At 70.2% G+C, this 24,292-nt stretch carries 21 protein-coding genes; 13 read left to right on the top strand and 8 right to left on the bottom strand.

Annotated elements, in window-relative coordinates:
• Positions 1-59 precede the first annotated feature (59 nt).
• From BM287_RS18190 to BM287_RS05215, 6 genes are all read left to right on the top strand, one after another.
• Positions 60-1,139, top strand: coding sequence for a glycosyltransferase family 2 protein (locus BM287_RS18190; RefSeq protein ID WP_280140925.1), 1,080 nt, complete (start codon positions 60-62; stop codon positions 1,137-1,139).
• 190 nt (positions 1,140-1,329) lie between these two features.
• Positions 1,330-2,712, top strand: a complete 1,383-nt coding sequence (locus BM287_RS05235) for a glycosyltransferase family 4 protein (RefSeq protein WP_244527908.1) — start codon at positions 1,330-1,332, stop codon at positions 2,710-2,712.
• Positions 2,713-2,746: 34 nt separating this feature from the next.
• Entirely contained in the window at positions 2,747-3,646 is a 900-nt protein-coding gene (locus BM287_RS05230) for an ABC transporter permease (protein ID WP_090036662.1), read from the top strand.
• A 2-nt stretch (positions 3,647-3,648) separates the two neighbouring features.
• Positions 3,649-4,905: an ABC transporter ATP-binding protein gene (locus tag BM287_RS05225; RefSeq protein WP_090036660.1), complete on the top strand. Its 1,257-nt coding sequence runs from the start codon at positions 3,649-3,651 to the stop codon at positions 4,903-4,905.
• Positions 4,902-5,774, top strand: a complete 873-nt coding sequence (locus BM287_RS05220) for a glycosyltransferase (protein WP_090036658.1) — start codon at positions 4,902-4,904, stop codon at positions 5,772-5,774. The genes BM287_RS05225 and BM287_RS05220 overlap by 4 nt, the downstream gene beginning before the upstream one ends.
• Complete coding sequence (locus BM287_RS05215; protein ID WP_139230621.1) at positions 5,771-6,577, top strand: glycosyltransferase family 2 protein; 807 nt, start codon at positions 5,771-5,773, stop codon at positions 6,575-6,577. The genes BM287_RS05220 and BM287_RS05215 overlap by 4 nt, the downstream gene beginning before the upstream one ends.
• 31 nt (positions 6,578-6,608) lie before the next feature.
• Here BM287_RS05215 and BM287_RS05210 read toward each other — a convergent pair whose 3' ends face one another.
• From BM287_RS05210 to BM287_RS05195, 4 genes are all read right to left on the bottom strand, one after another.
• The gene (locus BM287_RS05210; RefSeq protein WP_090036654.1) at positions 6,609-8,669 is read right to left on the bottom strand and encodes a cell wall-binding repeat-containing protein; all 2,061 of its coding nucleotides are present in this window, start codon (positions 8,667-8,669) and stop codon (positions 6,609-6,611) included.
• Between the two features lie 81 nt (positions 8,670-8,750).
• Complete coding sequence (gene rfbA / locus BM287_RS05205; protein WP_090036652.1) at positions 8,751-9,617, bottom strand: glucose-1-phosphate thymidylyltransferase RfbA; 867 nt, start codon at positions 9,615-9,617, stop codon at positions 8,751-8,753.
• Between the two features lie 3 nt (positions 9,618-9,620).
• Positions 9,621-10,244: a dTDP-4-dehydrorhamnose 3,5-epimerase family protein gene (rfbC, locus tag BM287_RS05200; protein WP_090036650.1), complete on the bottom strand. Its 624-nt coding sequence runs from the start codon at positions 10,242-10,244 to the stop codon at positions 9,621-9,623.
• Between the two features lie 9 nt (positions 10,245-10,253).
• Positions 10,254-12,140: a cell wall-binding repeat-containing protein gene (locus BM287_RS05195; RefSeq protein ID WP_090036648.1), complete on the bottom strand. Its 1,887-nt coding sequence runs from the start codon at positions 12,138-12,140 to the stop codon at positions 10,254-10,256.
• A gap of 129 nt (positions 12,141-12,269) precedes the next feature.
• On the opposite strand from BM287_RS05195, the gene rfbB reads away from it, so the two are divergent.
• From rfbB to BM287_RS05175, 4 genes are all read left to right on the top strand, one after another.
• Positions 12,270-13,259 carry a dTDP-glucose 4,6-dehydratase gene (gene rfbB, locus BM287_RS05190; protein WP_090036646.1) on the top strand — a complete coding sequence of 330 codons (990 nt, stop codon included), beginning with the start codon at positions 12,270-12,272 and terminating at the stop codon, positions 13,257-13,259.
• An 11-nt stretch (positions 13,260-13,270) separates the two neighbouring features.
• Positions 13,271-14,125: a dTDP-4-dehydrorhamnose reductase gene (gene rfbD / locus BM287_RS05185; protein WP_244527906.1), complete on the top strand. Its 855-nt coding sequence runs from the start codon at positions 13,271-13,273 to the stop codon at positions 14,123-14,125.
• Positions 14,126-14,241: 116 nt separating this feature from the next.
• Positions 14,242-16,617 carry a cell wall-binding repeat-containing protein gene (locus BM287_RS05180; protein WP_090036643.1) on the top strand — a complete coding sequence of 792 codons (2,376 nt, stop codon included), beginning with the start codon at positions 14,242-14,244 and terminating at the stop codon, positions 16,615-16,617.
• 68 nt (positions 16,618-16,685) lie between these two features.
• On the top strand, positions 16,686-17,834 hold the full coding sequence (locus BM287_RS05175; RefSeq protein WP_090036640.1) for a glycosyltransferase family 4 protein: 1,149 nt from the start codon (positions 16,686-16,688) through the stop codon (positions 17,832-17,834).
• 9 nt (positions 17,835-17,843) lie between these two features.
• On the opposite strand, the gene BM287_RS05170 is transcribed toward BM287_RS05175, so the two are convergent.
• A complete protein-coding gene (locus BM287_RS05170) occupies positions 17,844-19,079 on the bottom strand; it encodes an acyltransferase family protein (RefSeq protein WP_244527904.1) in 1,236 nt (411 codons plus the stop codon).
• Positions 19,080-19,217: 138 nt separating this feature from the next.
• Between BM287_RS05170 and purE the strand changes: the two genes are divergently transcribed.
• A complete protein-coding gene (gene purE / locus BM287_RS05165; RefSeq protein ID WP_090036638.1) occupies positions 19,218-19,721 on the top strand; it encodes a 5-(carboxyamino)imidazole ribonucleotide mutase in 504 nt (167 codons plus the stop codon).
• Between the two features lie 10 nt (positions 19,722-19,731).
• Positions 19,732-21,090: an LCP family glycopolymer transferase gene (locus tag BM287_RS05160; protein ID WP_090036636.1), complete on the top strand. Its 1,359-nt coding sequence runs from the start codon at positions 19,732-19,734 to the stop codon at positions 21,088-21,090.
• Positions 21,091-21,127: 37 nt separating this feature from the next.
• On the opposite strand, the gene BM287_RS05155 is transcribed toward BM287_RS05160, so the two are convergent.
• The gene (locus BM287_RS05155) at positions 21,128-22,315 is read right to left on the bottom strand and encodes a 5-(carboxyamino)imidazole ribonucleotide synthase (RefSeq protein ID WP_280140929.1); all 1,188 of its coding nucleotides are present in this window, start codon (positions 22,313-22,315) and stop codon (positions 21,128-21,130) included.
• Between the two features lie 73 nt (positions 22,316-22,388).
• Between BM287_RS05155 and BM287_RS05150 the strand changes: the two genes are divergently transcribed.
• Positions 22,389-22,988: a GtrA family protein gene (locus BM287_RS05150; RefSeq protein WP_090036631.1), complete on the top strand. Its 600-nt coding sequence runs from the start codon at positions 22,389-22,391 to the stop codon at positions 22,986-22,988.
• Here BM287_RS05150 and BM287_RS05145 read toward each other — a convergent pair.
• Both BM287_RS05145 and BM287_RS05140 read right to left on the bottom strand, forming a co-directional pair.
• Positions 22,950-23,507, bottom strand: a complete 558-nt coding sequence (locus tag BM287_RS05145) for a PH domain-containing protein (protein ID WP_244527902.1) — start codon at positions 23,505-23,507, stop codon at positions 22,950-22,952. The two genes, BM287_RS05150 and BM287_RS05145, sit on opposite strands and share 39 nt — an antisense overlap.
• Positions 23,508-23,513: 6 nt before the next feature.
• Positions 23,514-24,275, bottom strand: coding sequence for a biotin--[acetyl-CoA-carboxylase] ligase (locus tag BM287_RS05140; protein ID WP_090036627.1), 762 nt, complete (start codon positions 24,273-24,275; stop codon positions 23,514-23,516).
• Positions 24,276-24,292 lie beyond the last annotated feature (17 nt).

Here is a 24,292-nt window from a genome sequence, read left to right as displayed (position 1 = left end):
AGTCTAGTGGGGAGGCCGGTGGAGCCGCCCCGCCTAGACTGGGAGGCGAGGAGGCGTCAGTGAGACTTGCCATGACCCTGATGGTGCGCGACGAGGCCGACATCGTCGGCGCGATGATCGATCACCACCTGGCCCAGGGCGTCGACACGCTCATCGTCACGGACAACGGCTCGGTCGACGGCACAGCCGAACTCCTCGAGGGCTTCGCGGCCGACGGCCGGATCGTCCTCCATCACGAGCCGGAGCACCGCAAGCAGCAGGCCGTCACCGTGACGCGCATGGCCCGGGAGGCGGCAACGGAGCACGGCGCGGACTGGGTCATCAATGCCGACGCCGACGAGTTCTGGCTTCCCCGTGCGGACGGTCTCACCCTGAAGGAGGCGTTCAGCGGGATCCCGAAGAGCATCCAGGCCTTCGATGTCCCGGTGCACGACATGATCGGCCCGGCCGCCCTCGCGGGCACCGGCCTCCAGCGTCTGGTCTACCGCGACCTCCGCTCGGAGGCGACGCTCCACCGGGTGGGCCTCAAGGCGCACGCCACGCACGATGCGGCACACATCGGCGACCCGGGCATCGAGGTCGTGCAGGGCAACCACTTCGTGAGCCTCGAGAACCGCGGTCCCGTCCCGGACGGCTTCGAGGTCGAGGTGCTGCACTTCCCCTGGCGCTCGTGGGAGCAGTACAGCCGAAAGGTCCGCAACGCCGGGTCCGCGTACGAGAACTCCGAGCTCACGCCGAGCCCGAACCATCACGGGATGCGGGACTACCGGCGCCTGCTCGCCGGTGTCCTCTATCCTCTCTACCTGTGCCGGCATCCTGACGCCGCAGAGCTGGAGGCCGGGCTCTCCACGGGCGAGTACGTCCTGGACACGCGCATCGCCGAGGCCGTCGGCTCGCCGGTCGCCGATCGTCCGGTCGATGCCGCCACGGAGCCCGTGGACCGCGCGGTCGGACTCGCGCTGGCCGATCTCGACCGGCGGCTCGCCGCCGCTGTCGACGACCGGGCGACGGCTGCAGCCCAGCTGCACGCGGCGCGCGAGGAGAACCGTGCGCTCCACGAGCAGCTCGGGATGCTCCGCAGCCGCCGGGTGGTCCGGCTGGCCGATGGAGCCGCCCGGCTCCTGCGCGGCCGTCGCTGAGAATCCGCGCAGCCGGCCTGGCCGGATCGCACACCGCGCTCCCCGGTACCGGTGATAGCCTTCCCCCCGGCTTTCGTGCTCGGCGCTTACCCGGATGCGGGCGAGAGGCCTCCCCCGCGACGTCGCCCTTCCAACGGTCTGGCCCGGACCCGCGGTGGAGCGGCCCGCTCGACGACGCAGAAGGAGCACCATGCCGACCACCGACCCCGCCACCGCCCAGAGGAGGCGGATCCTCGTCGTGACCCCCGACACGCTCGGGGTGCTCATGGCCGGCCCGGCGATCCGCGCGTGGGAGATCGCCAAGGCGCTGAGCGCGGTCGGGGACGTCCGCCTCCTCTCCACGAACCGGGTGACCGACGATCTCTCGCACGACGACTTCCACGTCGCCTTCGCGGACGACCGCGGCCTCCGCGCCCACGTCGAATGGGCGGAGGTCCTCGTCTTCCAGGGACACATCCTGCGCAGCCACCCGTGGATCAAGACCACCGACACGATCGTCGTCGCCGACATCTACGACCCCATGCACCTGGAGCAGCTGGAGCAGGGCAAGGACCTGGACCCGGAGGACCGGCTGGCCGTCGCCATCGACACCGTCGAGGTGCTCAACGACCAGCTGGAGCGCGCCGATTTCCTGGTCTGCGCCTCCGAGAAGCAGCGCGACTTCTGGCTCGGGCAGCTCGCCGGGCTCGCCCGCATCAACCCCGCCACCTACGACCGCGACCCGGGCCTGCGCTCCCTGCTGGATGTCGCGCCCTTCGGCGTCCAGAACGAGCCTCCCGTGCAGAACCGCCACGGAATCAAGGGCACCGTCCCGGGCATCGGTCCGGACGACAAGGTGATCGTCTGGGGCGGAGGCATCTACAACTGGTTCGACCCGCTCACCCTCATCGAGGCGGTCGCCGTCGCGCGGAAGGCGCATCCCGACCTCCGGCTGTTCTTCCTGGGCGCGGCCCACCCGAACCCGAACATCCCGACCATGCAAATGGCGGTGCAGGCCCGCGAGCGCGCCGACGCGCTCGGGCTCACCGGCGAGACCGTCTTCTTCAACGAGTCGTGGGTGCCGTACGCGGACCGCGCGGACTACCTCCTCGACGCCGACCTCGGCGTCAGCACGCACTACGAGCACCTGGAGACGGCGTTCAGCTTCCGGACGCGCATCCTGGACTACCTCTGGGCCTCCCTCCCCATCATCAGCACCGATGGCGACACCTTCGCCCACATCATCCGCGACCACGACCTCGGCCGCGTCGTTCCGCCCGAGGACGTCGACGCGCTGGCCGGGGCCATCGAGGAGTTGCTGTACGACTCGGCGGCCCGCGCGCGCATCGCCGAGAACATCGCGGTCTACGCCCGGGAGCACACCTGGGAGAACACGCTGCGGCCGCTCGTCGCGTTCTGCGCCGACCCGGCGCCCGCCCCGGACCGCGTCGCGGGAATCGTGTCCGAGCGCAACCGCGTCGTGAACGACCTCGCCACGCGGATCCGCGGCCTGGAGCAGAGCTCCTCGTGGAAGCTCACCCGCCCGCTCCGCGCGACCTCCGAATGGGTCGCCCGCAGGCGCCGCAAGCTATAATCCATCGATGCCCGAGAACAGAAACGACGACTGAATGACTGCACTGGATCGATACCGTTCGCTCTCCCAGGAGCGGATGGTGACGGTCGGCGGCGACGACAAGTCCGGAGGGTCCTGGGCAGCACTGCGGGACATCCTGCGGCACCGCGAGCTCCTCTCCCTGCTCGTGCGCCGCGACCTCAAGTCCCGTTACAAGGACAGCGTGCTGGGCTTCATCTGGACGCTCGTGCGCCCGCTGACCCAGCTGCTCATCTACGCGGTCGTCATCGGCAAGGTCCTGGGCGCGGCGAGGGACGTCCCCGACTTCGCCATCTACGTCTTCTCCGGCCTGACCATCTACGGGCTCTTCAGCGAGATCATCGGCGGGACGACCGCATCCATCGTGGGGAACGCCGGGCTGATCAAGAAGGTCTACCTCCCGCGCGAGATCTTCCCGCTGGCGAGCGTGGGCTCGGCCGGGTTCAACTTCGTCATCCAGTTCGCGATCCTGCTGGTCGCGACGATCGTGGTCGGCAAGGCACCGCTGCATGCCGAGACCTGGTACCTCATCCCGTCCGTGCTGCTGCTCCTGCTGTACGGCACGGCGTTCGGGCTGCTGCTGGCCGCCGTGAACGTCTATCTGCGCGATATCCAGTACCTGGTCGAGGTCGTGCTGCTGCTGCTCCTGTGGGCCTCGCCGATCGTCTACTCGTGGAGCATGGTGCAGGAGGCCCTCGGCCCCGGCCTCGCGCTCGACATCTACACCGACAATCCGATCACGCTGGCCGTTCTCGGGTTCCAGAAGGCGATGTGGGTGGGCGGCCAGGGCGTGGCCCACTACCCCGACCAGCTGCTCCTGCGCATGGGCATCGCGTTCGTCATCGGCATCGTCCTCCTCTTCGGCTTCCAGCGGGTCTTCGCGCGCCTGCAGGGCAACTTCGCGCAGGTGGTGTGAGCATGACGACGGACACGACAACAGCCACCGCGGCTGCGACCGAGGACGAAGCCCCGGAGATCGTCCGGGTGAGAGATGTCTCGAAGCGCTTCGTCATCCGCAAGGACAACTCCCTCAAGGAACGACTCGTCGCCTTCGGCCGCGGGCGCCAGCACCGCGAGGAGTTCTGGGCCCTCCGCCACGTCACCATCGACATCCGCGCCGGCCACACGGTCGCGCTGATCGGCCACAACGGCTCGGGCAAGAGCACGCTGCTGAAGGTCATCGGCGGCATCATCGACCCCACCAGCGGAAGCGTCGCGCGCCGAGGCCGGATCGCCGCCCTCCTGGAGCTGGGCGCCGGTTTCCACCCGGATCTGACGGGTCGCGAGAACGTCTACCTGAACGCGTCCATCCTCGGGCTCAGCCGGCAGGAGACGGAGGAGCGGTTCGACGAGATCCTCGGCTTCTCCGGCATCGGCGACTTCATCGACACGCAGGTGAAGTTCTACTCCTCCGGCATGTATGTGCGGCTGGCCTTCGCCGTCGCGGTGCACACCGATCCGGACCTGCTGCTGGTCGACGAGGTCCTCGCCGTCGGCGACGAGGCCTTCCAGCGCAAGTGCCTGGACAAGATCCGCTCGTTCCAGGACGAGGGACGGACCATCATCCTCGTCACCCACAACCTGGGTCAGGTCACGGAGCTGGCCGACCGGGCCATCCTGCTGAACAAGGGCGAGGTCGTCTACGACGGCGAGCCGGGCGGTGCCGTCACCGAGTTCCGCAAGGTCCTCGAGGGCCGCCGCGTGCTCGAGGCCGAAGCGGAGGCTGCCGTGCAGACCGCCAAGCACGGCCCGGTGAGCGTGGAGCACGGCAAGGTCGTGGAGGCGCGCGCGTGGGCTGACGGCCGGGCTGCCGGAGATCCGGTGCAGCCGGGCGACGACCTGCGCATCGAGATCACCCTGGAGCACGACACGGGCATCGAGGACTGGAAGTGCGCGATCCAGATCGACAACACGCTCGGGCAGCCGGTCTACGGCACGACGACGGAACGGATCGGCGCCGAGGTGTCACGGCTCAAGGAGCGGCAGACCGTCGCCTTCCTGCTGCGCGACGCCCGCTTCGGCGCCGGCAAGTACTTCGTGAACGCATCGCTGATGGACCGGGCCGGCCGCCACCTGTCGGACAAGCCGCAGGCCTGCTCGTTCGACGTCCCGTACTATCCGCTCGCCATCGGGATGGTGCACTCCGTCCCCGAGGTCGTCGAGCCGTCGGCGTGACCGGCGAGGGGACGGATCCCGCCGCGCACGCTGTCCCGAGGGTGCTCGCGGTGACCGTGACGTACAACTCGAGCGACACCATCCAGCCGTTCCTCGCCTCGCTCGCGGACGCCGGGCGCATCGACGAGGTCGTCGTCGCCGACAACGCGTCCGAGGAGGCAGCGGCGGTTCGGGCCGCCGTGACGGCGGCGGGCCATCGCTTCGTCGAGCTCGAGGTCAACGAGGGCTACGGCGGAGGCGTCCGGGCGGCCGTGGACGCCGCGACGGCGGCACCGGACTACGTTCTCGTCGCGAACCCGGATGTCGTATTCGCCCCCGGAGCCGTGGATGCGCTCGTCGCCGCCGGCGAGCAGCTCCCGGACGCGGGCTCCCTCGGCCCGAAGATCCTGGACGCGGACGGCACCGTGTACCCCTCCGCGCGGCGACTGCCCTCACTGCGTACGGGGGTGGCCCACGCGCTGTTCGGCCGGGTGTGGCCCACGAACCCGTGGTCCGTGCGCTACCGCGCTGAGAGCGAGACGGAGAGCCGGCGGGACGCCGGCTGGCTGTCGGGCGCCTGCCTGCTCATCCGCGGTGACGCGTACCGCCAGATCGACGGGTTCGATCCGGGGTACTTCATGTACTTCGAAGACGTCGACCTCGGCGACCGGCTCGGCCGGGCGGGGTGGCGCAATGTTTACATCCCGGAGGCCGTCGTCACCCACACCGGCGCCCACTCCACCTCGCGCGAACGCAAACGCATGGAGAAGGCGCACCACGACAGCGCCTACCGGTACCTCTCGCACCGCTACGAGGCCTGGTACTTCGCCCCGGTGCGGCTCGCTGTCCGCCTCGGGCTGTGGGGACGGCTGTGGTGGGTGTCGCGGTGAGCGCAGCGACGTTCGCGCGGCGTGCGGTGGCAGCGGCCCGCTGGCGGGTGGCGATGCGGTTGTACCGCGCGGGGCGGTTCCGGCTGCGTCCGCTGTACTCCGCGAACCCGGCGGGCGGATCCGGCGAGATCACCGTGATCATGTGCCTCTGGAACCGCAGGGAACGCATCGACGCGGTGCTCACGGAGCTCGACGCCCAGCAGGGACCGCGCGTGCGGCTCCTGCTGTGGAACAACCGGCCGGCCGACGACCGCTACTACCGGGAGCGGGTGGCGGCGTACCGTCCGCACGGCGCCCTCGCCGGCGTCTCCCTGTTCAGCAGCCCCGTCAACGTCGGCGGGCTCGGCCGGTTCTTCGTCGCCCGGAAGCTCTGGGCCTCCGGCGCACGCGGCACCTTCGTCATGCTCGACGACGACCAGGATGTCAGCGACCACTTCCTCACGGATCTTCTGGAGGCGTCCGGCCCGCACACCATCGCCGGGTACTGGGCGTGGACGATGGCGGGCGAGTACTGGGCGCGCACGCCGGCCGAGCCGGGCGACCGCGTCAGCTACGTCGGCACCGGCGGCTGCGCCTGCGACCTCGACATCGTCTCCGACCTGTCCTTCTTCACCGGATTGCCGCGCTACTTCGCGTTCGTCGAGGACATCTGGATGTGCGGCTACGCCCGCAAGCACGGCTGGGTCCTGCGCAAGGTCGACACCCCGGTCGAGTTCGTCCTGGACGAGACGAACCAGCACCACACGCTAGCGGAGCGCAAGGCGGAGTTCTACCGCTACCTCCGGCTCGACGACGGCGCCTGAGCCCGCTGAGCCTCCTGACCCCTCAGACCCCTCAGCAGGCGATGTAGCCGGTAACCGCGCCCGAGAGGGCCGACGGGCCGCCGATGAAGTAGACCTTCGAGGTCTTCATCGAGACGATGTCGTTGCCGACCGAGCGCGGCAGGCACCAGCTGGGTGAGAGGAACAGCGGCGCTTTCGCTGCTCCCGCCATCGCGGCGGCGGAGAGGGCGTCCGGGAAGTCGATGCCCGAGGCGATGTAGGCCGTGCCGGCCGTCTGGAACCGCTGCGCGTTCACCAGATGACTGGTGTCGTAGCGATCGGCTCCTCCGATCCGGGTGACGGTGAGCCCCGCAGACTGGAGGGAGGTGTCGAACGACCCGGCGATGATGGCGGAGCCTCCGATCACGGTGGCCGAGGTGAGCTTGGCGCTGGTGACGTAGGCGCTGGTCGGCGCATCCACCGCTCCGTAGCCGGTGACCAGCACGACCGGCTGACCGCCGACGCTCGCCGCCGATGCCGCGGAGAGCGCGTCCGGGAAGTTCAGGCCGCTCGCGAAGTAGGCCCCGGTCGCGGCCGGGAAGGCGTACTTCGCCACCGCTCGCGACGTCTCGAAGCGGTCGCCGCCGGCGATCCGCACGACATTCGGCTGGACGGTCGCCAGCTTCGCGAGAACCGCGTCGGCGATCACATTCGTCCCGCCGACCACGACGATCTTCGCCGGAGCGAGACGTTGGACCTCCGTCATCACGCTCGCGGGCACATCGCCGCCGGTCGTGAGCAGGAGTGGCCCCCGCTGCACCGCGGCTGCCGCACTCGCGGCGATGGCGTCGGCGTATCCCTGCCCCGAGGCGATGTAGACCACCGGCACTCCGGGTGTCGGATAGGACGTCTGGGACACCGCGACCGATGTCGCATACCGGTCCGAGCCCTGCACCCGGTAACCTGCCGGAGCTCCCCCGATCGCGCTCGAATAGAACTGCGCCCGGCAGCCCAGATCGGTGGCGCCCGAGGTGTTCCCGGCCGCCGGCAGCGCCGTGACGCAGGCCGTGTACTGGCCGTCTCCGGAGCGCGCGATGCTCGCGGTGAAGCCGTGCGCGGGACCGGCGGAAGGATACGCGTTCGCGACGTCCGGCCGGTTTCCGGAGGCCGTCACCGTGCTGGTGGTCGTGCCGGCCGGCGTCTTCCAAGTGATCTGGACGTTGATCGAGGTCGCCGCGAGGGTCTGGTCGAGCGCCCATCCACCGATGGTGAACGTGGTCGCCAGGAGGTTCGCCGACTCGAAGTTGCCGATCGGCGGGACGCCGGAGGTCGACGGTCCGAACCAGTCGGTGTAGAGCCGCCAGAAGTTGCGGTTGCCGTAGGCCGAGCAGGCGTCTCCGGTGCCGTACAGATTGGCGAGGGCTGCGGCGTTCGGCTGATACGGCGTGTAGTAGTAGAGCGCGGCAGTGGCGGCGTTGCGGACCAGCACGTTGCTCGACCCGCACGCGGAGTTCGGGCTGTAGCGGATGGCGCTCACCTGCCCGACGGGGATCCAGCTGAAGTAGTTCGAGGTCCCCGGCGGGTTGCCGTAGCGCTTGAACTGCCAGGCGGCCTTGTACACCTGGTTGTAGAAGCCCAGCGTCGAGGGATCGCATGGACCGGTGTCGGGGCAGGCGTAGCCGGTCGCCATCTGGTACTGACCGGCGGTGGGCCAGGTGTCGGTGACGAGGCTCTGCTCCTTCTCGAGCAGGACCAGCAGCACCTTCTGGCTGATGCCGCAGGCCGCACCGACCTTGGCGATGATCGTGGCGGCCGACTCGTTCGCTGCCCCGGTGTACGCCGCGCACATCGGGTCCGCGACGCGCGAGTAGGTGGTCTCCCGGTAGTCCTTGAGACACGTGTAGCCGGCTCGGCAGGTCGGGACCTGGAGGTTCAGCCAGGCCTGGATGTTGCCCGCGTCGACCGCGCCGCCGTTGTAGAAGTTCGAATCGCTGATGATGAAGCCGGCCTGGAAGTCCGCTCCGTCGGCCGCGTCCGCGGACGGCGCCGGCACGACGATCCCGCCGACGAGGAGGACGACGAGGGTGGTGCACACGGCGATGAGTGCGCGGAACGGGTGGCGAGGGGGCGTCACACGGGCGAGCCTAACGGGGCGGCGCGGCGATCCGCCGATGCCACACCCCTCCCGCCCGTTTTGGCGGCTGGGCGCCGGACGTCACTGCTGCTCGAGCAACGCCCTCAGATAGGTGCCGTATCCGCTCTTCACCAGTGGAGCGGCCAGGGCCTTCAGCTGTGCGTCGTCGATCCAGCCCGCGCGCCACGCGATCTCCTCGATGCAGCCGACCTTGAATCCCTGCCGATCCTCGATCACCCGCACGTACTCGGAGGCCTGCATCATCGACTCGAAGGTTCCGGTGTCGAGCCACGCGGTGCCGCGGTCGAGCACCTGGACCTGCAGCCGGCCTGCCTGCAGGTAGCGCTCGTTGACCGTGGAGATCTCGAGCTCGCCGCGCGCGCTCGGCTCGATGGTCTTCGCGATCTCGACGACCTGGTTGTCGTAGAAGTAGAGGCCGGGCACGGCGAACCGCGATTTCGGGTCGGCCGGCTTCTCCTCGATCGAGATGGCCGTGAACGTGTCGTCGAACTCGACGACGCCGTAGGCCGTCGGGTCGCTCACCTGGTACGCGAAGATCAGCGCGCCGTCGATCGCGTTGTGGTTCCGCAGGGACGAGCCGAGGCCCGTGCCGTGGAAGATGTTGTCGCCGAGGACGAGCGCGACGGACTCGTCGCCGATGAACTCCTCGCCGATGATGAACGCCTGCGCCAGCCCGTCCGGAGACTCCTGCACCGCGTACTCGAGCCGGATGCCGAGCTGCGAGCCGTCGCCGAGGAGCGCCCGGAACTGGTCGTTGTACTCCGGAGTGGTGATGATGAGGATCTCGTCGATTCCGGCCATCATCAGGGTCGACAGCGGGTAGTAGACCATCGGCTTGTCGTAGATCGGCATCAGCTGCTTCGAGATGCCCTTGGTGATGGGCCACAGGCGGGTGCCGGAGCCCCCGGCGAGGATGATTCCGCGCATCGGTCAGTTGCCTCCGTGGTCGGTGGATGCGTCGAGCGACGCGTAGTAGGCACGGGCGGCCTCCCAGGTCGGCAGCAGGCCGGACGCGGCGGCTTCGGCGAGGCTCGGAGCCTCGGTGTCCTTCGGGGACAGGAGCGGTTCGCCCGCCTCCGCCGGGAAGCGCAGGTCGATGTCGGGATCGAGGGGGTTGATCCCGTGCTCACGGCCCGGGTTGTACACGTCGGTCACCAGGTAGCTGACCGTCGCGTCGTCCGTCAGGGCGACGAAGCAGTGACCGAGGCCTTCCGCCAGGTAGATCGCGCGACGGTCGACGTCGTCGAGGAGGACGGAGTCCCACTGGCCGTAGGTCGGCGAGCCGACGCGGATGTCGATCACGTAGTCGAGGACGGCCCCGCGCGGCGCCGTCACGTACTTGGCCTGGCTCGGCGGGATGTCCGCGAAATGGATGCCGCGCACCGAACCGCGGCGAGAGACCGAGGTGTTGGCCTGACGGAGGTCGAGGCGGTGGCCGACGGCCTCCTCCAGACGGTCGAACCGGTACCACTCGAAGAACACGCCGCGGTCGTCGGCGTGCTGCTTCGGCGTGATCTCGTAGGCGTCGGGGATGTTCAGTTCGCGGATCTGCACCCCGAGAGTCTACTGGCAGACCGCGAGAGCCCCCACCTGGTCGGCCAGGGCGTTCGCGCCCCCGAGGGTGACGAGCGTCTGCGCGCGGAGCGCCATCTCGGCCTCCGCCGCGTACACGCAGCCGGCCCGGGTCACCAGCAGCGGGCTGTGCGTCTTCCCCGCCCAGGCGGCGCCGGAGAGCGCGTCGGGGAACGTCGTGCCCGACGCGAAGTACGTCGCGGAGGTCGCGCTGGGGAACGCGTCCTGGTTGACCACCACGCTGGTCCCGAAGCGGTCGGCGCCCGAGAGCCGCACGACCGTGAATCCGCTGCCGCTGAGGCTGGTCTCGAATCCGCTGGAGATGACGGAGGTGCCGCCGACGATCTTGACCGTGGTGACGTTCAGCGCGTGCAGAGCCGCGACCGTCGCCGGGTCGGCGGCGTCGAGGCCGCCGTTCACGAGGAGCACGGGTTGTCCCTGGGAGCCCGCCGCGCCTCCCGCCGATAGTGCGTCGGGGAAGCCGAGTCCGGAGGCGAGGTACGCGGTGGCGCCCGCCACCGACGTCCCGAAGATCGTGCTCGCGATCTGCTGCGACGTGTCGAACCGGGAGCCGCCGTAGATGCGCTGCACCTGCGGCTGGACGGTCGCGAGCTGATCCAGGACCGGCTGGGCGATGACCGCGGGACCTCCGGCCACGTAGATCTTCTGCGGCTTCAGCCGCTGCAGCTCCGTCATGATCACATCGGGCACTGCGCCGGGCATGACGAGCAGGAGCGGACCGCCCAGCTTCGCCGCGGCAGGAGCCGCCGTCAGGGCGTCCGGGAAGTCGAGGCCGTTCGCGACGAAGACGGCGGGGACGCCGGCGCCGGGGGTGGGGAACGCGGCCTGCGAGATCGCGGCCGACGTCGCGAAGCGGTCGCCTCCGGCGACGCGCTGGGTGGAGGGCACCGACCCGGCGGTCGAGGAGCCGTACCAGGCGTTGAACAGCATCCAGAAGTTGCGGATTCCGTACGCCGAGCAGTCGTCGCCTTCGCCCGGGTAGCTGTCGAGGGACGCCTGGTTCGGCGTGTACGGCGTGTAGTAGTAGAGCGCGGCGGTCGCCTTGTTCTGGATGGCGATCTGCTTGGTGCCGCACGAAGAGTCGAGGTTGTACTGGACCGCGCTGACCTTGCCGACGGGCATCCAGGTGAAGGGAGCGCCGTTGCCGTACCTCTTGAACTGCCACGCGGCACCGTAGACCTGGTTGAAGAAGCCGGTGGTGTCCGCGGTGTTGGCGCTGCACCCCTGGGTGTCGACGCAGTTCCAGCCGGTGGCGTAGTCGTAGGCGTACTGCGACGGTGCCGTCGAGGTGACGAGCCCCTGCTCCTTCTGCAGCAGCACCACGAGCACGACCGGATTGATGCCGCACGAGGTCGCCACGGTAGCGATGATGTGCGCCGAGGACTCCGAGGCGGAGGCGGTGTAGCCGTTGCACATCGCGTCCGCCGGCTTGGTGATAGTGGCCGTGGTGTACAACTTGAGGCACGTCGGCGTGGTACCCGTACAGGTGCCGACCTTCGAGTTCAGGAACGAGGCGATCTGCGTCTCATTCCAGGCCGAGCCGTTGAAGAAGACGGCGTCGCTCGCCAGATCGCCGTCGACGAACTTTGCGGGATCCGCGTCGGCCGCGGAGAGTGCCTGCACCTGGCCCGGCGACGCCACGGCTCCCAGTGCGGCGGCGACGTTGGCGTTCTCTTGCGCCTCGGACGGCACGCGGCCGGCCGTCGCCTTCGCGACCGCGGCGTAGTACGCCTGCGCGTTCCCGGAGTCGTCGGCCACCGCGGGCGTCGTGACAGCGACAGCACCCCCGATCGCGGCGACAGTGAGCACAGCAGTGACCAGTGCGCGGGTCCGAGCCCGCATTCCCCCCATGAGCATGATCCGACCCTAGCGCGTGATATCGGCTCGAACGCAAGAGCGTTCGTGTCCGGAAATCGGTCCGCAGACCGCCACCCGGTAGAATCGCCCGGGAAATCTCCGACTCTTACGAAGCAGGTCCCCTACTCCATGAAGATTCTCGTCACCGGCGGCGCCGGTTTCATCGGCTCCAATTTCGTTCGCCGCACTCTGCAGGACGCCTACCCGGGTCTGGAGGGCGCCGAGGTGGTCGTGCTCGACGCACTGACCTACTCCGGCAACCTGGCCAACCTCGCGCCCGTCGCCGACTCCCCGAGGTACACCTTCGTGAAGGGCGACATCCGCGACGGCGGCCTGCTGGACGAGCTCTTCCCGACCGTGGATGCGGTGGTCCACTTCGCCGCGGAGTCGCACGTCGACCGCTCGGTGCGGGACGCGTCCATCTTCGTGGAGACGAACGTGCTGGGCACGCAGCAGCTGCTCGACGCGGCCCTGCGCAGCAACCTGAAGCGCTTCGTCCACGTCTCCACGGACGAGGTCTACGGCTCGATCGCCGAGGGCTCCTGGGCGGAGGACCGGCCGCTCGAGCCGAACTCGCCCTACTCCGCCTCGAAGGCCGGCAGCGACCTCCTCGCGCGCAGCTACTTCCGCACGCACGGCCTGAACGTGTCGATCACGCGCTGCTCGAACAACTACGGCCCCTACCACTTCCCCGAGAAGGTCATCCCGCTCTTCGTCACCAACCTGATCGACGACACGCACGTCCCGCTCTACGGCGAGGGCGACAACATCCGCGACTGGCTGCACGTCGACGACCACACCCGCGGCATCGCGATGGTGCTGGTGAACGGCCGCGCCGGCGAGATCTACAACATCGGCGGCGGCACGGAGCTGACCAACAAGGAGCTCACCCAGCTGCTGCTGGACGCCACCGGCACGGACTGGTCCTACGTCGACCGGGTCGCCGACCGCCTCGGTCACGACCTGCGCTACTCGGTCGACATCTCCAAGATCCAGGCGGAGCTCGGCTACGAGCCGCTGGTGCCGTTCCAGCAGGGCCTCGCCGACGTGGTGCAGTGGTACCGCGACAACCGCGCCTGGTGGGAGCCGCTGAAGGCCCGCGCGGCGCTCGACAACTGATGACGTCGTCGATGAACCGCATCCTCATCGCCGGTGCGGTCGGGATGCTCGGCCAGGACCTGCAGAAGGCCCTCGCCGGGCGGGACGTGACCGCCCTGTCGCGGGCCGAGCTCGATGTGACCGACCGGGATGCGGTGCTCGCGGCCGTCTCCGGCCACGATGCGGTCATCAACGCCTCCGCCTACACCAAGGTGGACGACGCGGAGACCCACGAGGACGCGGCGTACGCGATCAATGCCCTCGGCACCGAGAACCTCGCGGTCGCCGCTGCCGAGCACGGCGCGCGTCTCGTCACCGTCTCGACCGACTACGTCTTCGACGGCCACGCCACGCACCCCTACGGCGAGGACACCCCCCGCGACCCGATCAACGCCTACGGCCGCAGCAAGGCCGCCGGCGAAGAGCTGGCGCTGGCGGCGCATCCCGATGGCACGTTCGTCGTGCGGACCGCCTGGCTGTACGGCGCAGGCGGCCCGAACTTCGCCACGACCATGGTGAAGCTCGCCGCCGCCCACGAGACGGTGAACGTCGTGGACGACCAGCTGGGCCAGCCGACCTGGACGGGCGACCTCGCCTCGCAGCTCGTCGCCCTGCTGGAGGCGGACGCACCGGCGGGGATCTATCACGGCACGAACTCGGGCGCGACCACCTGGTACGGGTTCGCCCGCGCCGTCTTCGCCCGGGCCGGTCTCGACCCCGAGCGGGTGAAGCCGACGGACAGCTCGACCTTCGTCCGTCCGGCCGCGCGACCGTCGTACTCGGTCCTCGGTCACGATGCCTGGACGCGCGCGGGCCTGCAGCCGATGCGCCCCTGGGAGGACGCCCTGGCCGCCGCAACCGCCGAGGGACTCTTCGCTCAGCGATGAACCCGGCCGAACGGGGGACAGTGCCCCAGCAGCACCCTGCGTAATATGTTTGGTGCAACGTCATCCGCGTGGGGGGTCGGTAAACGGGATCCTGCGCTCGTCTTCCGAGGATTCCTGTGAAACGCGCTCTCCCTCTCGCCCTGATCGCCGCGACCGCGGTGGTGATCGTCGGCGGAGTCCCTGCGTGGGCCGGCGGTCCGGCTCCCGTGCCGACGCCCGGTCCTGTCACCCCGGTGAGTCCTGAGACAGCGAAAGTGGACGCGGACGCGACTCCCCCGGCGCTGCCGCAGCTCCACCGGCGGACGGTGGACAGCTTCGCCGACCAGGCGAAGCACCTCGACCCCGGACTCGCCTCGGCGGTGACTCGCGACCTGCACATCTCGCCGGCGCAGTACCTCGCCGATGCGGCGGCCGCTCAGGATGCCGGCGCCCTGGCCTCGGCGCTGCACACGGAGACCGGCGCCGCAGTGAGCGCGACGGTCGATGGCCAGGCCGTCACGGTCTACACGGAGGATGCCCGCACGGCGGCGCTGGCACGCGCCGCGGGCGCTGCGGCCGTCGTCGGGGCAGCGCCACGTCATCCGGTCCCGGATGTGCCCGTCCATCCCCTCTCGGACGTGTACGGAGGGCAGCCGTACTTCATCGGCGCTCCCGGCGCCACCTCCGGCGAACGCTGCTCGGCGGGCTTCCCGGGCTACGGGTTGAGCGGCGGCGCCCCCCAGCTGGTGTCCGCCGGCCACTGCTACACGAGCGGAACGTCGACCTACGAGATCACCATGACCGGTCCGAGTTCGGCGACCGGTACGCAGGGGATCGTGGGTCTTCCCCTGGGTAACTGGATCCCCTCCTCGGTACAGTTCGGCAACGGCGCCGACTCGTCCCTGATGGCGCTCACCATCGGGCACACCTCGCGTCCCGCCCTCCTCCCCTGGGGCGGCGGCATGGGTGCCCCCTTCGCCGGCACCCTGCAGCCGGTGACCGGGGTCGGACCGGCCGTGGTCGGCGCGCCGCTGTGCAAGAGCGGCTCGACCACCGGGTGGAGTTGCGGCAGCGTCCTCGACACGGACTACCCGATCCAGGTGGAGGGCGCCCCCGGAACCATCAACATGGTGATCGCCTCGACCTGCTCGGGCCCTGGGGACAGCGGCGGGGCCGCCGTGAGCGGCACCACGGCCGTCGGGCTGGTGTCCGCCGGTCCGACGGAGATCGCCTGCGGCGATGCGAACTACTTCACCGCGTTCTACCCGATGGCCTCCGCCACCGGGCAGTCCAGCGTGTCCGCGCGCTATTCGTCCATCTGGGAGCCGGCGGTCTCGGTCACGGCCACGGTCGCTGTCACCTCGCTCCCAGCGTCCGATCGCGTGCTGCAGGGTGGCGTGCTCTCAGGCACCGCCACCGGCGCGCTGGCGGGCGACTACGTCACGGTCAAGCTCGCGAACGAGACGACCGCGCGCACGGCGAGCATCGTCAACGGAACCTGGTCGATCTCCCTCGCGGGCGCTCCCCTCGGCACCACGAGCTACACGGCGAACGCCGCGTGGGGCAAGTACTCCTCGGGTCCTGCTGTCTCCGGGACGCTGCAGATCACAGCGATCCCGACTCAGCGCATCGCCGGAGCGGACCGCTTCGCCACCAGCGTCGCCATCGCGAAGGCCGCCTACCCCACGACCGCACCGACGGTCTACGTGGCCACCGGGCTCAACTACCCCGACGCGCTGAGCGCCGCACCGGCGGCGGCACAGGCCGGCGGTCCCCTCCTGCTGACCAGCTGGACCCTGCCGGATTCCGTCCGGCAGGAGATCCAGTCGCTCCAGCCCTCGAAGATCGTCATCGTCGGCGGTCTGAACGTGGTCCCCCAGGTGGTGGAGGACGCCCTGAAGCAGCTGGCACCGACCGTGACCCGCATCGCCGGCGCCGACCGGTACGCCACGTCCCGGCTGATCGCGGCGAACGCCTTCCCCGGCGGCAACATCCCGAAAGCCTTCATGGCGACCGGCACCAACTTCCCCGACGCCCTCGCGGCCGGTGCCGCCGCCGGTTCGCTGGGCGCCCCGGTGCTGCTCGTCAACGGCGGCGCTTCCGCCATCGACGCGGCCACGGCCGCCTTCCTGTCGTCGAACCAGACGACGGCCGTGACGCTGGTCGGCGGCACGGACGTCATCACCCCCGGCGTTCAGTCCTCTCTTTCCAACCAGGGGATCAGCGTGACCCGGCTGGCGGGCGCGGACCGGTTCGAGACGGCCGAAACGGTCGGGCGCTCCTCGTTCCCGACCTTCACGCAGGCCTTCATCGCCAGCGGCTTCGGCTTCCCGGACGCCCTGGCGGGCTCGGCCCTTGCGGCGGCGAAGCACGCCCCTCTCTTCACGGTCAACGGAGGCTGCGTCCCCCGTTCGGTCCTGACCGATCTCGCCGCGCAGAACGTCTCCCAGGTCTCGCTGCTCGGAGGCACGGCGGTCCTCGGGGCGACGCTCGACGCGCTCCAATCCTGCTGACCGCAGCGCGCTCCCCGCGTCGGCCGTGATTGGATGGAGGCGACCGAGCGAAGCGAGAGGGGAGCAGTGTGACCACCCTGCGCGTGATCGTCGACGAACTCGTCTCCGACCAGCCCGGCGGCGCTCGCCGGTACACGGAGGAGCTCACGCGCCAGCTCATCGCCACCGCTCCGCGTGGCTGCGACGTCGAGGCGATCGTCTCGAACGTGAGCGACGAGCTGCTGCAGAGCGTCCGCGACCGGCTGCCCGGCGTCGCCACGGTCACCCGGTTGCCGCTGGCGCGGCGGGAGCTCGCGCTCGCCTGGCAGTCGGGGCTCGCGGTCGGTGGCCCTCCGGGCATGCTGCACGCCCCGACGCTGCTCGCACCCCTGCGCCGCCACAACGGGCTGGAGATGCCCCAGCAGGTGGCCGTGACCATCCACGACACGCTCGCCTGGACGCATCCCGAAGCTCTGGGCCCGCCGTCGACGCTCTGGACCAAGGCGATGGCGAAGCGTGCGAGGAAGCACGCGGACGCGGTCGTGGTTCCGACGCACGCCGTCGCGAACCGGCTCGGCGAGGCGCTCGACTTCGGCGACCGCATCCGCGTCATCGGCGGCGCACCGGCGACGTCGCTGCGCCTGCCGCCGGATGCCGACGAGCGCGCGGAGCGTCTCGGCCTGCCCGAACGGTACGCCTTCACGCTGGGCACCGTGGAACCGCGGAAGGGCATCGCGCCGCTGATCCGCGCCATCGCCCGGCCGGAGGCCGAGGCCATCCCGCTGCTCATCGCCGGCCCCGACCGCATCGGAGAGCGCTCGGCCACCGGCGTCGCGGCGGCCGCCGGACTGCCCGAGGACCGCGTGCGTGCCCTCGGACGGCTCGAGGATCCCGATCTCGCCGTGGCGCTCGACCGCGCCACCCTGTTCGTCTATCCGAGCCTCGCCGAGGGATTCGGACTCCCGATCGTGGAGGCGTTCAAGTTCGGGCTGCCCGTCATCCACTCCGACGACCCGGCTCTGGTGGAAGTCGCGGCAGGCGCGGGCCTCGTGGTCGAGCGGCCGGCCACCGCCGCAGACGAAGACGGATACGCCGAGCGGCTCGCGGCGGCGATCGCGCGCCTGCTCGCCGACGACGAGCTCCGTGCACGGCTGGGCGTGCTGGCCTCCGACCGCGCTCGCGCCTTCAGCTGGCGCGACTCCGCCGAGCGCGTCTGGCAGCTGCACGCCGACCTCTGAGGCCGGTTCTCACGCCGTCGGCTGGGCATGGCGGGCAGCGGCCTCCGCCACCTCCGAGCGCGTCGCGGCCTGCTCCTCCTCCCGCCCGAACCAGGTGCTGTACCGCGCGGACGCCCACTGACCGGCCGCCTTCGACCAGCCGTGGCTGCGCTTCTCGATCAGCCACGTGAAGCCGACGGCGACGATCACCGCGAGCGGGATGCCGAACAGCAGCGCCACGTACCACGGCTCGTCCGTGAACAGGTAGGTGCTGAAGATCAGGATCGGCACGTGGACCAGGTACAGGCTGAACGAGATCGTCCCCGCGAACTGCACGGGACGGGTCTTCAGCAGTCCTCCGAGCGGACTCCAGCCGAGCGCCGCGACCACCAGCCCCGCCGCGGCGAGCGGCACCAGGCCCTTCAGGGCCGGATCGAGCTCCGGGATGCTGCCGACGTCCGGGCCCACCAGCCACGGTGCGATGAGCAGCAGCAGGCTGCCCACCGTGAGGCCGGCCCAGAGCGGATGCCGGTACCAGCGGGCGTTGATGCGCTCCGCGACGTTGCGCACCGCCTCCAGCCGGACCGCGATGACCGCACCGACGAAGAACGCCGGCAGGTACTGCAGAGCGCCGGCGCCGGCGTGGGCGCCCAGGTAGGTGAGGGCGCACGCCGCCGCCAGGCCGCCCATCCACCACTTGCGCACAGCGAGCGCAGCGACCGCGAAGACGGGCAGCGCGAGCGAGAAGACCAGCTCCCAGCGCAGCGACCACAGGGGGTTGTTGATCTGGCCGTCGCCGCCCAGGAGATCCATCGCCTTGACGATGTACTCCCATCCGAAGTCCGGGGTGGAGGAGTTGCTGAGCCAGGTGCCGGCCGGCTGGGTCGAGTTCTGCGGGATCGCCATGACCCAGGCGGCCGCGAGCACGGCGGACGCGATCACCGGCACGAGCAGCCGCACGGCGCGGCGGGGGAAGTAGGCGACCCAGTCGAACCCGCGGCGGCGGATGACCGGCAACGTCACGACCAGGCCGGACAGCACGAAGAATACGATGACCGACTCGACGCCGGCCGTGAAGAGCTTCAGAGGCGTGTAGCTGATCCACCACATCGCCGAGCCGGTCGGCGCCGTCCCCCCGCCGGGCGCACCCGGGAACTGCGGATTCGTGTACAGCGAATGGTGGAGGAGGACGACCATCGCGGCGACACCGCGCAGACCGTCGAGGGCAGCCAGCCGGCCCGGGTCGTGTCTCGTGTCGTGTCCCATTCATCCACCTGTACCCGTCATAGGGCGGCGACGGTACCGGCCGGCCCTGGGCAGTTCCTGTGACCTGTTCAGGGGTCAGCTGGGGGTGCTCCGCGTGGCGGACCGGCAGCGCGGCACCCGCCGCCTAGCATGATCGCTATGCCCGCAAACACGTCGCCGCTCGTCTCCGTCGTCATGGGCTCCGACTCCGACTGGTCGGTCATGGAGGACGCCTCGCGGCTGCTGACCGAGTTCGGAATCGCGCACGAGGTCGAGGTCGTCTCGGCCCATCGCACGCCGGAGAAGATGATCGCCTTCGGCAAGGAAGCGGCCGGTCGCGGAGTCCGCGTCATCATCGCGGGCGCGGGAGGCGCTGCCCACCTGCCCGGGATGCTGGCGGCGGTCACCACGCTGCCGGTCGTCGGCGTCCCCGTGCCGCTCGCGCGGCTGGACGGCCTCGACTCCCTGCTCTCGATCGTGCAGATGCCCGCCGGCGTGCCGGTCGCCACCGTGTCGATCGGCGGCGCGCGCAATGCGGGCCTCCTCGCCGTCAAGATCCTCGCTACCTCGGACGATGCCCTGACGCAGGCGCTCGCACACTTCGCCGCCGACCTGGAGGCCACCGTGGAGCAGAAGAACCAGGCCCTGCACGCCCGGCTGTGAGAACCGCGCCATGACGATCGCCACACCGCTGCGCCATCCCGACGCCACCTCCGCCCGCACGATGACCAAGCGCGGCTGGTGGCTGGTCACGCTCAACGTGCTGCTGCCGGGCTCCGCGCAAGTGGTCGCCGGCAACCGCATCCTCGGTCGCGTAGGCGTGCTCGCCACCCTGACGCTCTGGCTCCTCGCGATCGCGACGCTGGTCGTCTACCTTCTCTCGCCCGCGGCGATCTACACGCTCTTCACGCAGTCCGGGAGCCTCACCCTGGTCCAGGCGCTGCTGATCGCCTACGCCGTCCTCTGGGTGCTGCTCACCCTCGACACGCTCCGGCTGGTCCGGCTCGTCCGGACGGCGCCGAACTCGCGCGGCTGGATCGCCGCCTTCTCGGTGCTCGTCCTGGTCGGCATCACCGGAACGGCCGGGTACGCGTCCGTGGTGGCCGGATCCGCCCGCGGCGCCCTAGGCGACATCTTCTCCGCGGCCGCGTCCCAGCCTCCCGTCGACGGGCGCTACAACATCATGCTGCTCGGCGGCGACGCGGGCCCCGACCGGCAGGGGCTCCGGCCGGACAGCATGTCCATCGTCAGCATCGACGCGGACACCGGCCAGGCCGTCACCATCGGCCTGCCGCGCGACCTCGACCCCGTGCCGTTCCCGAAGACCTCGCCCCTCTACAAGGAGTACCCGGACGGCTACGGCTACCACGACCGCTGCGACGTCGACGTCTGCCAGCTGAACTCCATCTACACCGAGGTGGAGTCGTACAAAGCCGGGCTGTACCCCGACGCGAAGAAGAACAGCAGCGAGCCGGGCATCGAGGCGATGCGGGATGCGCTCGAGGGCGCCACGGGGCTGACCATCCAGTACTACGTCCTCATCGACATGCAGGGCTTCGCCGACCTCGTGGATGCGCTCGGCGGCGTCGACATCACGGTGAAGGAACGCATCCCGATCGGCGGCGACGAGAACCTCAACGGCGTCGTGGAGTGGATCGAGCCGGGTGCCCGCCATCTCGACGGCTACCACGCCCAGTGGTACGCGCGGGCGCGCCACGGCACCAGCGACTACGACCGCATGGCGCGGCAGCGGGAGCTGCAGGATGCCATCCTCAAGCAGGTGAACCCCGTCAACGTGGTGACCAAGTTCCAGGACATCGCGAAGGCCGGCACGCAGGTCATGAAGACCGACATCCCGCAGTCGATGCTGGGCTACTTCGTCGACCTGGGGATGAAGACGCGCAGGCTCCCGGTGCACCAGCTGGAGCTCGTCCCTCCCACGATCGATCCCAGCCAGCCCGACTACGCGCAGATCCACACGCTGGTGCGGCAGGCCCTGCATCCCGCCTCGGCGAAGCCCGCCGGCTCCTAGCCTGCCTGGGTATCGAAGGAGATCGGCCGCCGGATCGTCAGCCCTCGAAGAACGCGGCGGCCGCACGCGCACGGCCGAGGACGTCGTCGAGGTCCGCGCCGCCGACGACGGTGACGTGACCGACCTTGCGTCCCGGCCGGGGCTCCTTGCCGTAACCGTGGAACTTGGCCTCGGGATGCGCGGCGAGCGCCGCCGGGTACCGGTCCGCCAGAGTCCCTTCGGCCGGGCCTCCCAGGATGTTGACCATCACGGACCAGTCCGCCCGCGGCTCCGTGGAGCCGAGCGGGAGGTCGAGGACCGCCCGCAGGTGCTGCTCGAACTGGCTGGTGACGGCTCCCTCGATGGACCAGTGACCACTGTTGTGCGGCCGCATGGCCAGCTCGTTCACCAGGAGCCGGCCGTCGGTCGTCTCGAACAGCTCGACGGCGAGCACACCGGTGACCCCAAGCCCGTCCGCGATCCGCCGCGCGATGTCGGCGGCGGTCTCCGCCTCGCCGCCCGTCGTCCCTGCGGCGGGGGCGATGACCTCCGCGCAGACGCCGTCGCGCTGCACGGTCTCCACGACCGGCCAGGCGGCCACCTCTCCCGAGGGCCGCCGCGCCACCAGCTGCGCGAGCTCGCGACGGAAGGGCACCAGCTCCTCCACCAGGAGCGCTCCCCCGCGGCCGTCCTCGGCGAGAGCCAGGAACCAGTCGTCGGCGCCACCGGCCTCGGACACGACGCGCACGCCCTTGCCGTCGTAGCCTCCCCGCGCCGTCTTCACGACCGCGCGGCCGCCGTGCTCCGCGAGGAACGCGCCCAGCCCGTCGGCCGACTCCACCGCCGCCCACTCGGGGACCGGGAGGCCGAGCTCGCTCAGCTTCGCGCGCATCTGCAGCTTGTCCTGGGCATAGAGCAGGGCGTCCGGTCCGGGATGAACCGGGATGCCCCGCGAGACCAGCTCGCGGAGGATCGCCGGAGGCACATGCTCGTGGTCGAACGTGATGACATCCACCGTCTCGGCGAAGGCCAGCACGGTGTCCAGGTCGCGGTAGTCGCCCACGCCGGTCGCGGCAAGATCCGCGCTCATTCCCTCCGCTTCCTCCAGCACGCGGAGCTCCAGGCCCAGCTCGATCGCCGGAGGGATCATCATCCGGGCCAGCTGGCCGCCGCCGATGACTCCGATGATCTGACTAGCCATGGACCGTCCACTCCTCTGATACTTTTCATGCGGGTAGGGCGAAATTCACAGGAACGGGAAACCTGATCCGCGTACCGTGACACGCATTGACCATCTTCGCGCATCTTCAGGTAGGGGCATGACGATCGAGACGAGCACATCGGCGCATCACGCGCGACTCCTTCCGCAGCTGATCAAATTCGGCGCGGTCGGGGGCGTGGGGTTCGTGGTGAACCTCCTCGTCTTCAACGGACTGATGCTCTTCGTGCTGCAGAACGTCCCGCACAAGACCCTCTACGCGACCGCGATCGCGACGCTCGTCGCCATCGGCACCAACTGGCTGGGCAACCGCTACTGGGCCTTCTCCGGCACGCGCAACGAGAACGCCACGCGCGAAGGCGTCGAGTTCTTCATCGTGAGCCTCGCCGGGATGGCGATCCCGCTGGCGTGCGTGTGGGTCTCGCACTACCTGCTCGGCCACCACAGCCTCCTCGCCGACAACATCTCGAACAACGTCATCGGCCTGGCGCTCGGCACGGTCTTCCGGTTCGCGTTCTACCGCTGGTGGGTCTTCTCGCCGCGTCGCTCGAACGCCCGCGCCGGGCGCGAGGGCAGCACCGAACGCCTGACCGGGATCTCCGCCGGCCCGCACGTCCCCTCCCGCGTGATCCGCGAGAAGGCGCCGATGACCGGCTCGACGCTAGCGGCTACCCCAGACCGTGGTCTCGTCGGTGACTGACTCCGACTGCTGACGCCGGACCGCCACGACCGTCTGGGAGTGGTCCATCAGTTCGGACAGCGCACGCTGCACCTGGTCCGCCCTCGGCACGTCCTTCAGCACGACCGGATGGTCGAGGCCCGAGTTGATGAGCACATCCCCGGAGCGGAATACGCTCTGCAGCCACGTCCGCCGAACGCTCACGTCGTAACCGCGGCTGTGCAGCAGCTCCTGCCGGACCCGGACGAAGAAGCCGTGCCGGATGATCAGCCGGCGGGTCGTGATCGTGTACCGGCGGCTCAGCCATGCGGCCAGCGGAAGCAGGAAGAGCAGGAGCACCACTGCCGCAGCGGACGACCAGAGGAGCACCACCTCCCAGACCTCGCCGACCCGGCCGGCCAGGAAGCCGAGGGCGCCGGCGGTGAGGATGAGCACGAGACTCGGCCAGAACAGCCTCCGGGCATTGGGCCGCAGCCGGGCCACCACGCGCTCGGGTGGCTGGGCGGGCTGCGCTGGGGTCCCGTCCGGGCTGGTGGTCATGGTCAATTAATACCTCAGGTGGGTCACGTCGCCGGCCGCGACCGCGGTGCGGCCCGCATCCGACTCGACGATCAGCCGGCCGTGCTCGTCGATGCCGACCGCCGTGCCGAGCAGATCGTCCCCGGAGGGCAGGTGCACGCGCACGGCCCGGCCGATCGTGTGGCAGGCCTCGGCCACTTCGTCCCGCAGAGCGCTGCGGAGGGGATCGCCCCCCGCCGAGAGGAACTCCTTGTACAGGGTGGTGAGCTGGATCAGGTACGCCGAGAGGACGCGGTCGGCGTCGATCCCGTGCGCGCCGGCACGGAGGAGGGACGTGGAGGTCTCGGTGGGCAGCTGGTCGCGGGTCTGGGAGAGGTTGACGCCGGCTCCGAGGACCAGGCCCGACATCCCGGGCAGGAGCTCTGCGAGGATCCCGCAGACCTTGTCGCCCTCGATGAGGACATCATTGGGCCACTTGACCTGCACGCCTCCCGGTACCAGCGGGTCGAGCGCGCGGCTCATGGCGAGGCCGCCGAGCAGCGGGAACCAGCCGAACGACGCGGGAGGGAGTCCGACGGGCTTGATCAGCACCGAGATGGCGAGCGCCGTGCCGGGCGGCGTCACCCAGGTGCGCCCGAGCCGTCCGCGGCCACCCGTCTGGTTCTCGGTCACCAGCACGGCGAGGTCGGGGAGATCGCCGGCGCGGGAGCTCAGGACGTCGTTGGTCGAGCCCGCCTCCGGGAGCACTTCGAGCACGGGGACGAGAGAACGGCTGCGTTGGAAGTCCACGGTCCCAGTCTCTCGCA

Source organism: Leifsonia sp. CL147 (assembly GCF_900114565.1).
Taxonomy (GTDB): Bacteria; Actinomycetota; Actinomycetes; order Actinomycetales; family Microbacteriaceae; genus Leifsonia.
The sequence above is the reverse complement of the archived record's forward strand: the minus strand, read 5'-3'. Positions and strand labels throughout refer to the sequence as shown.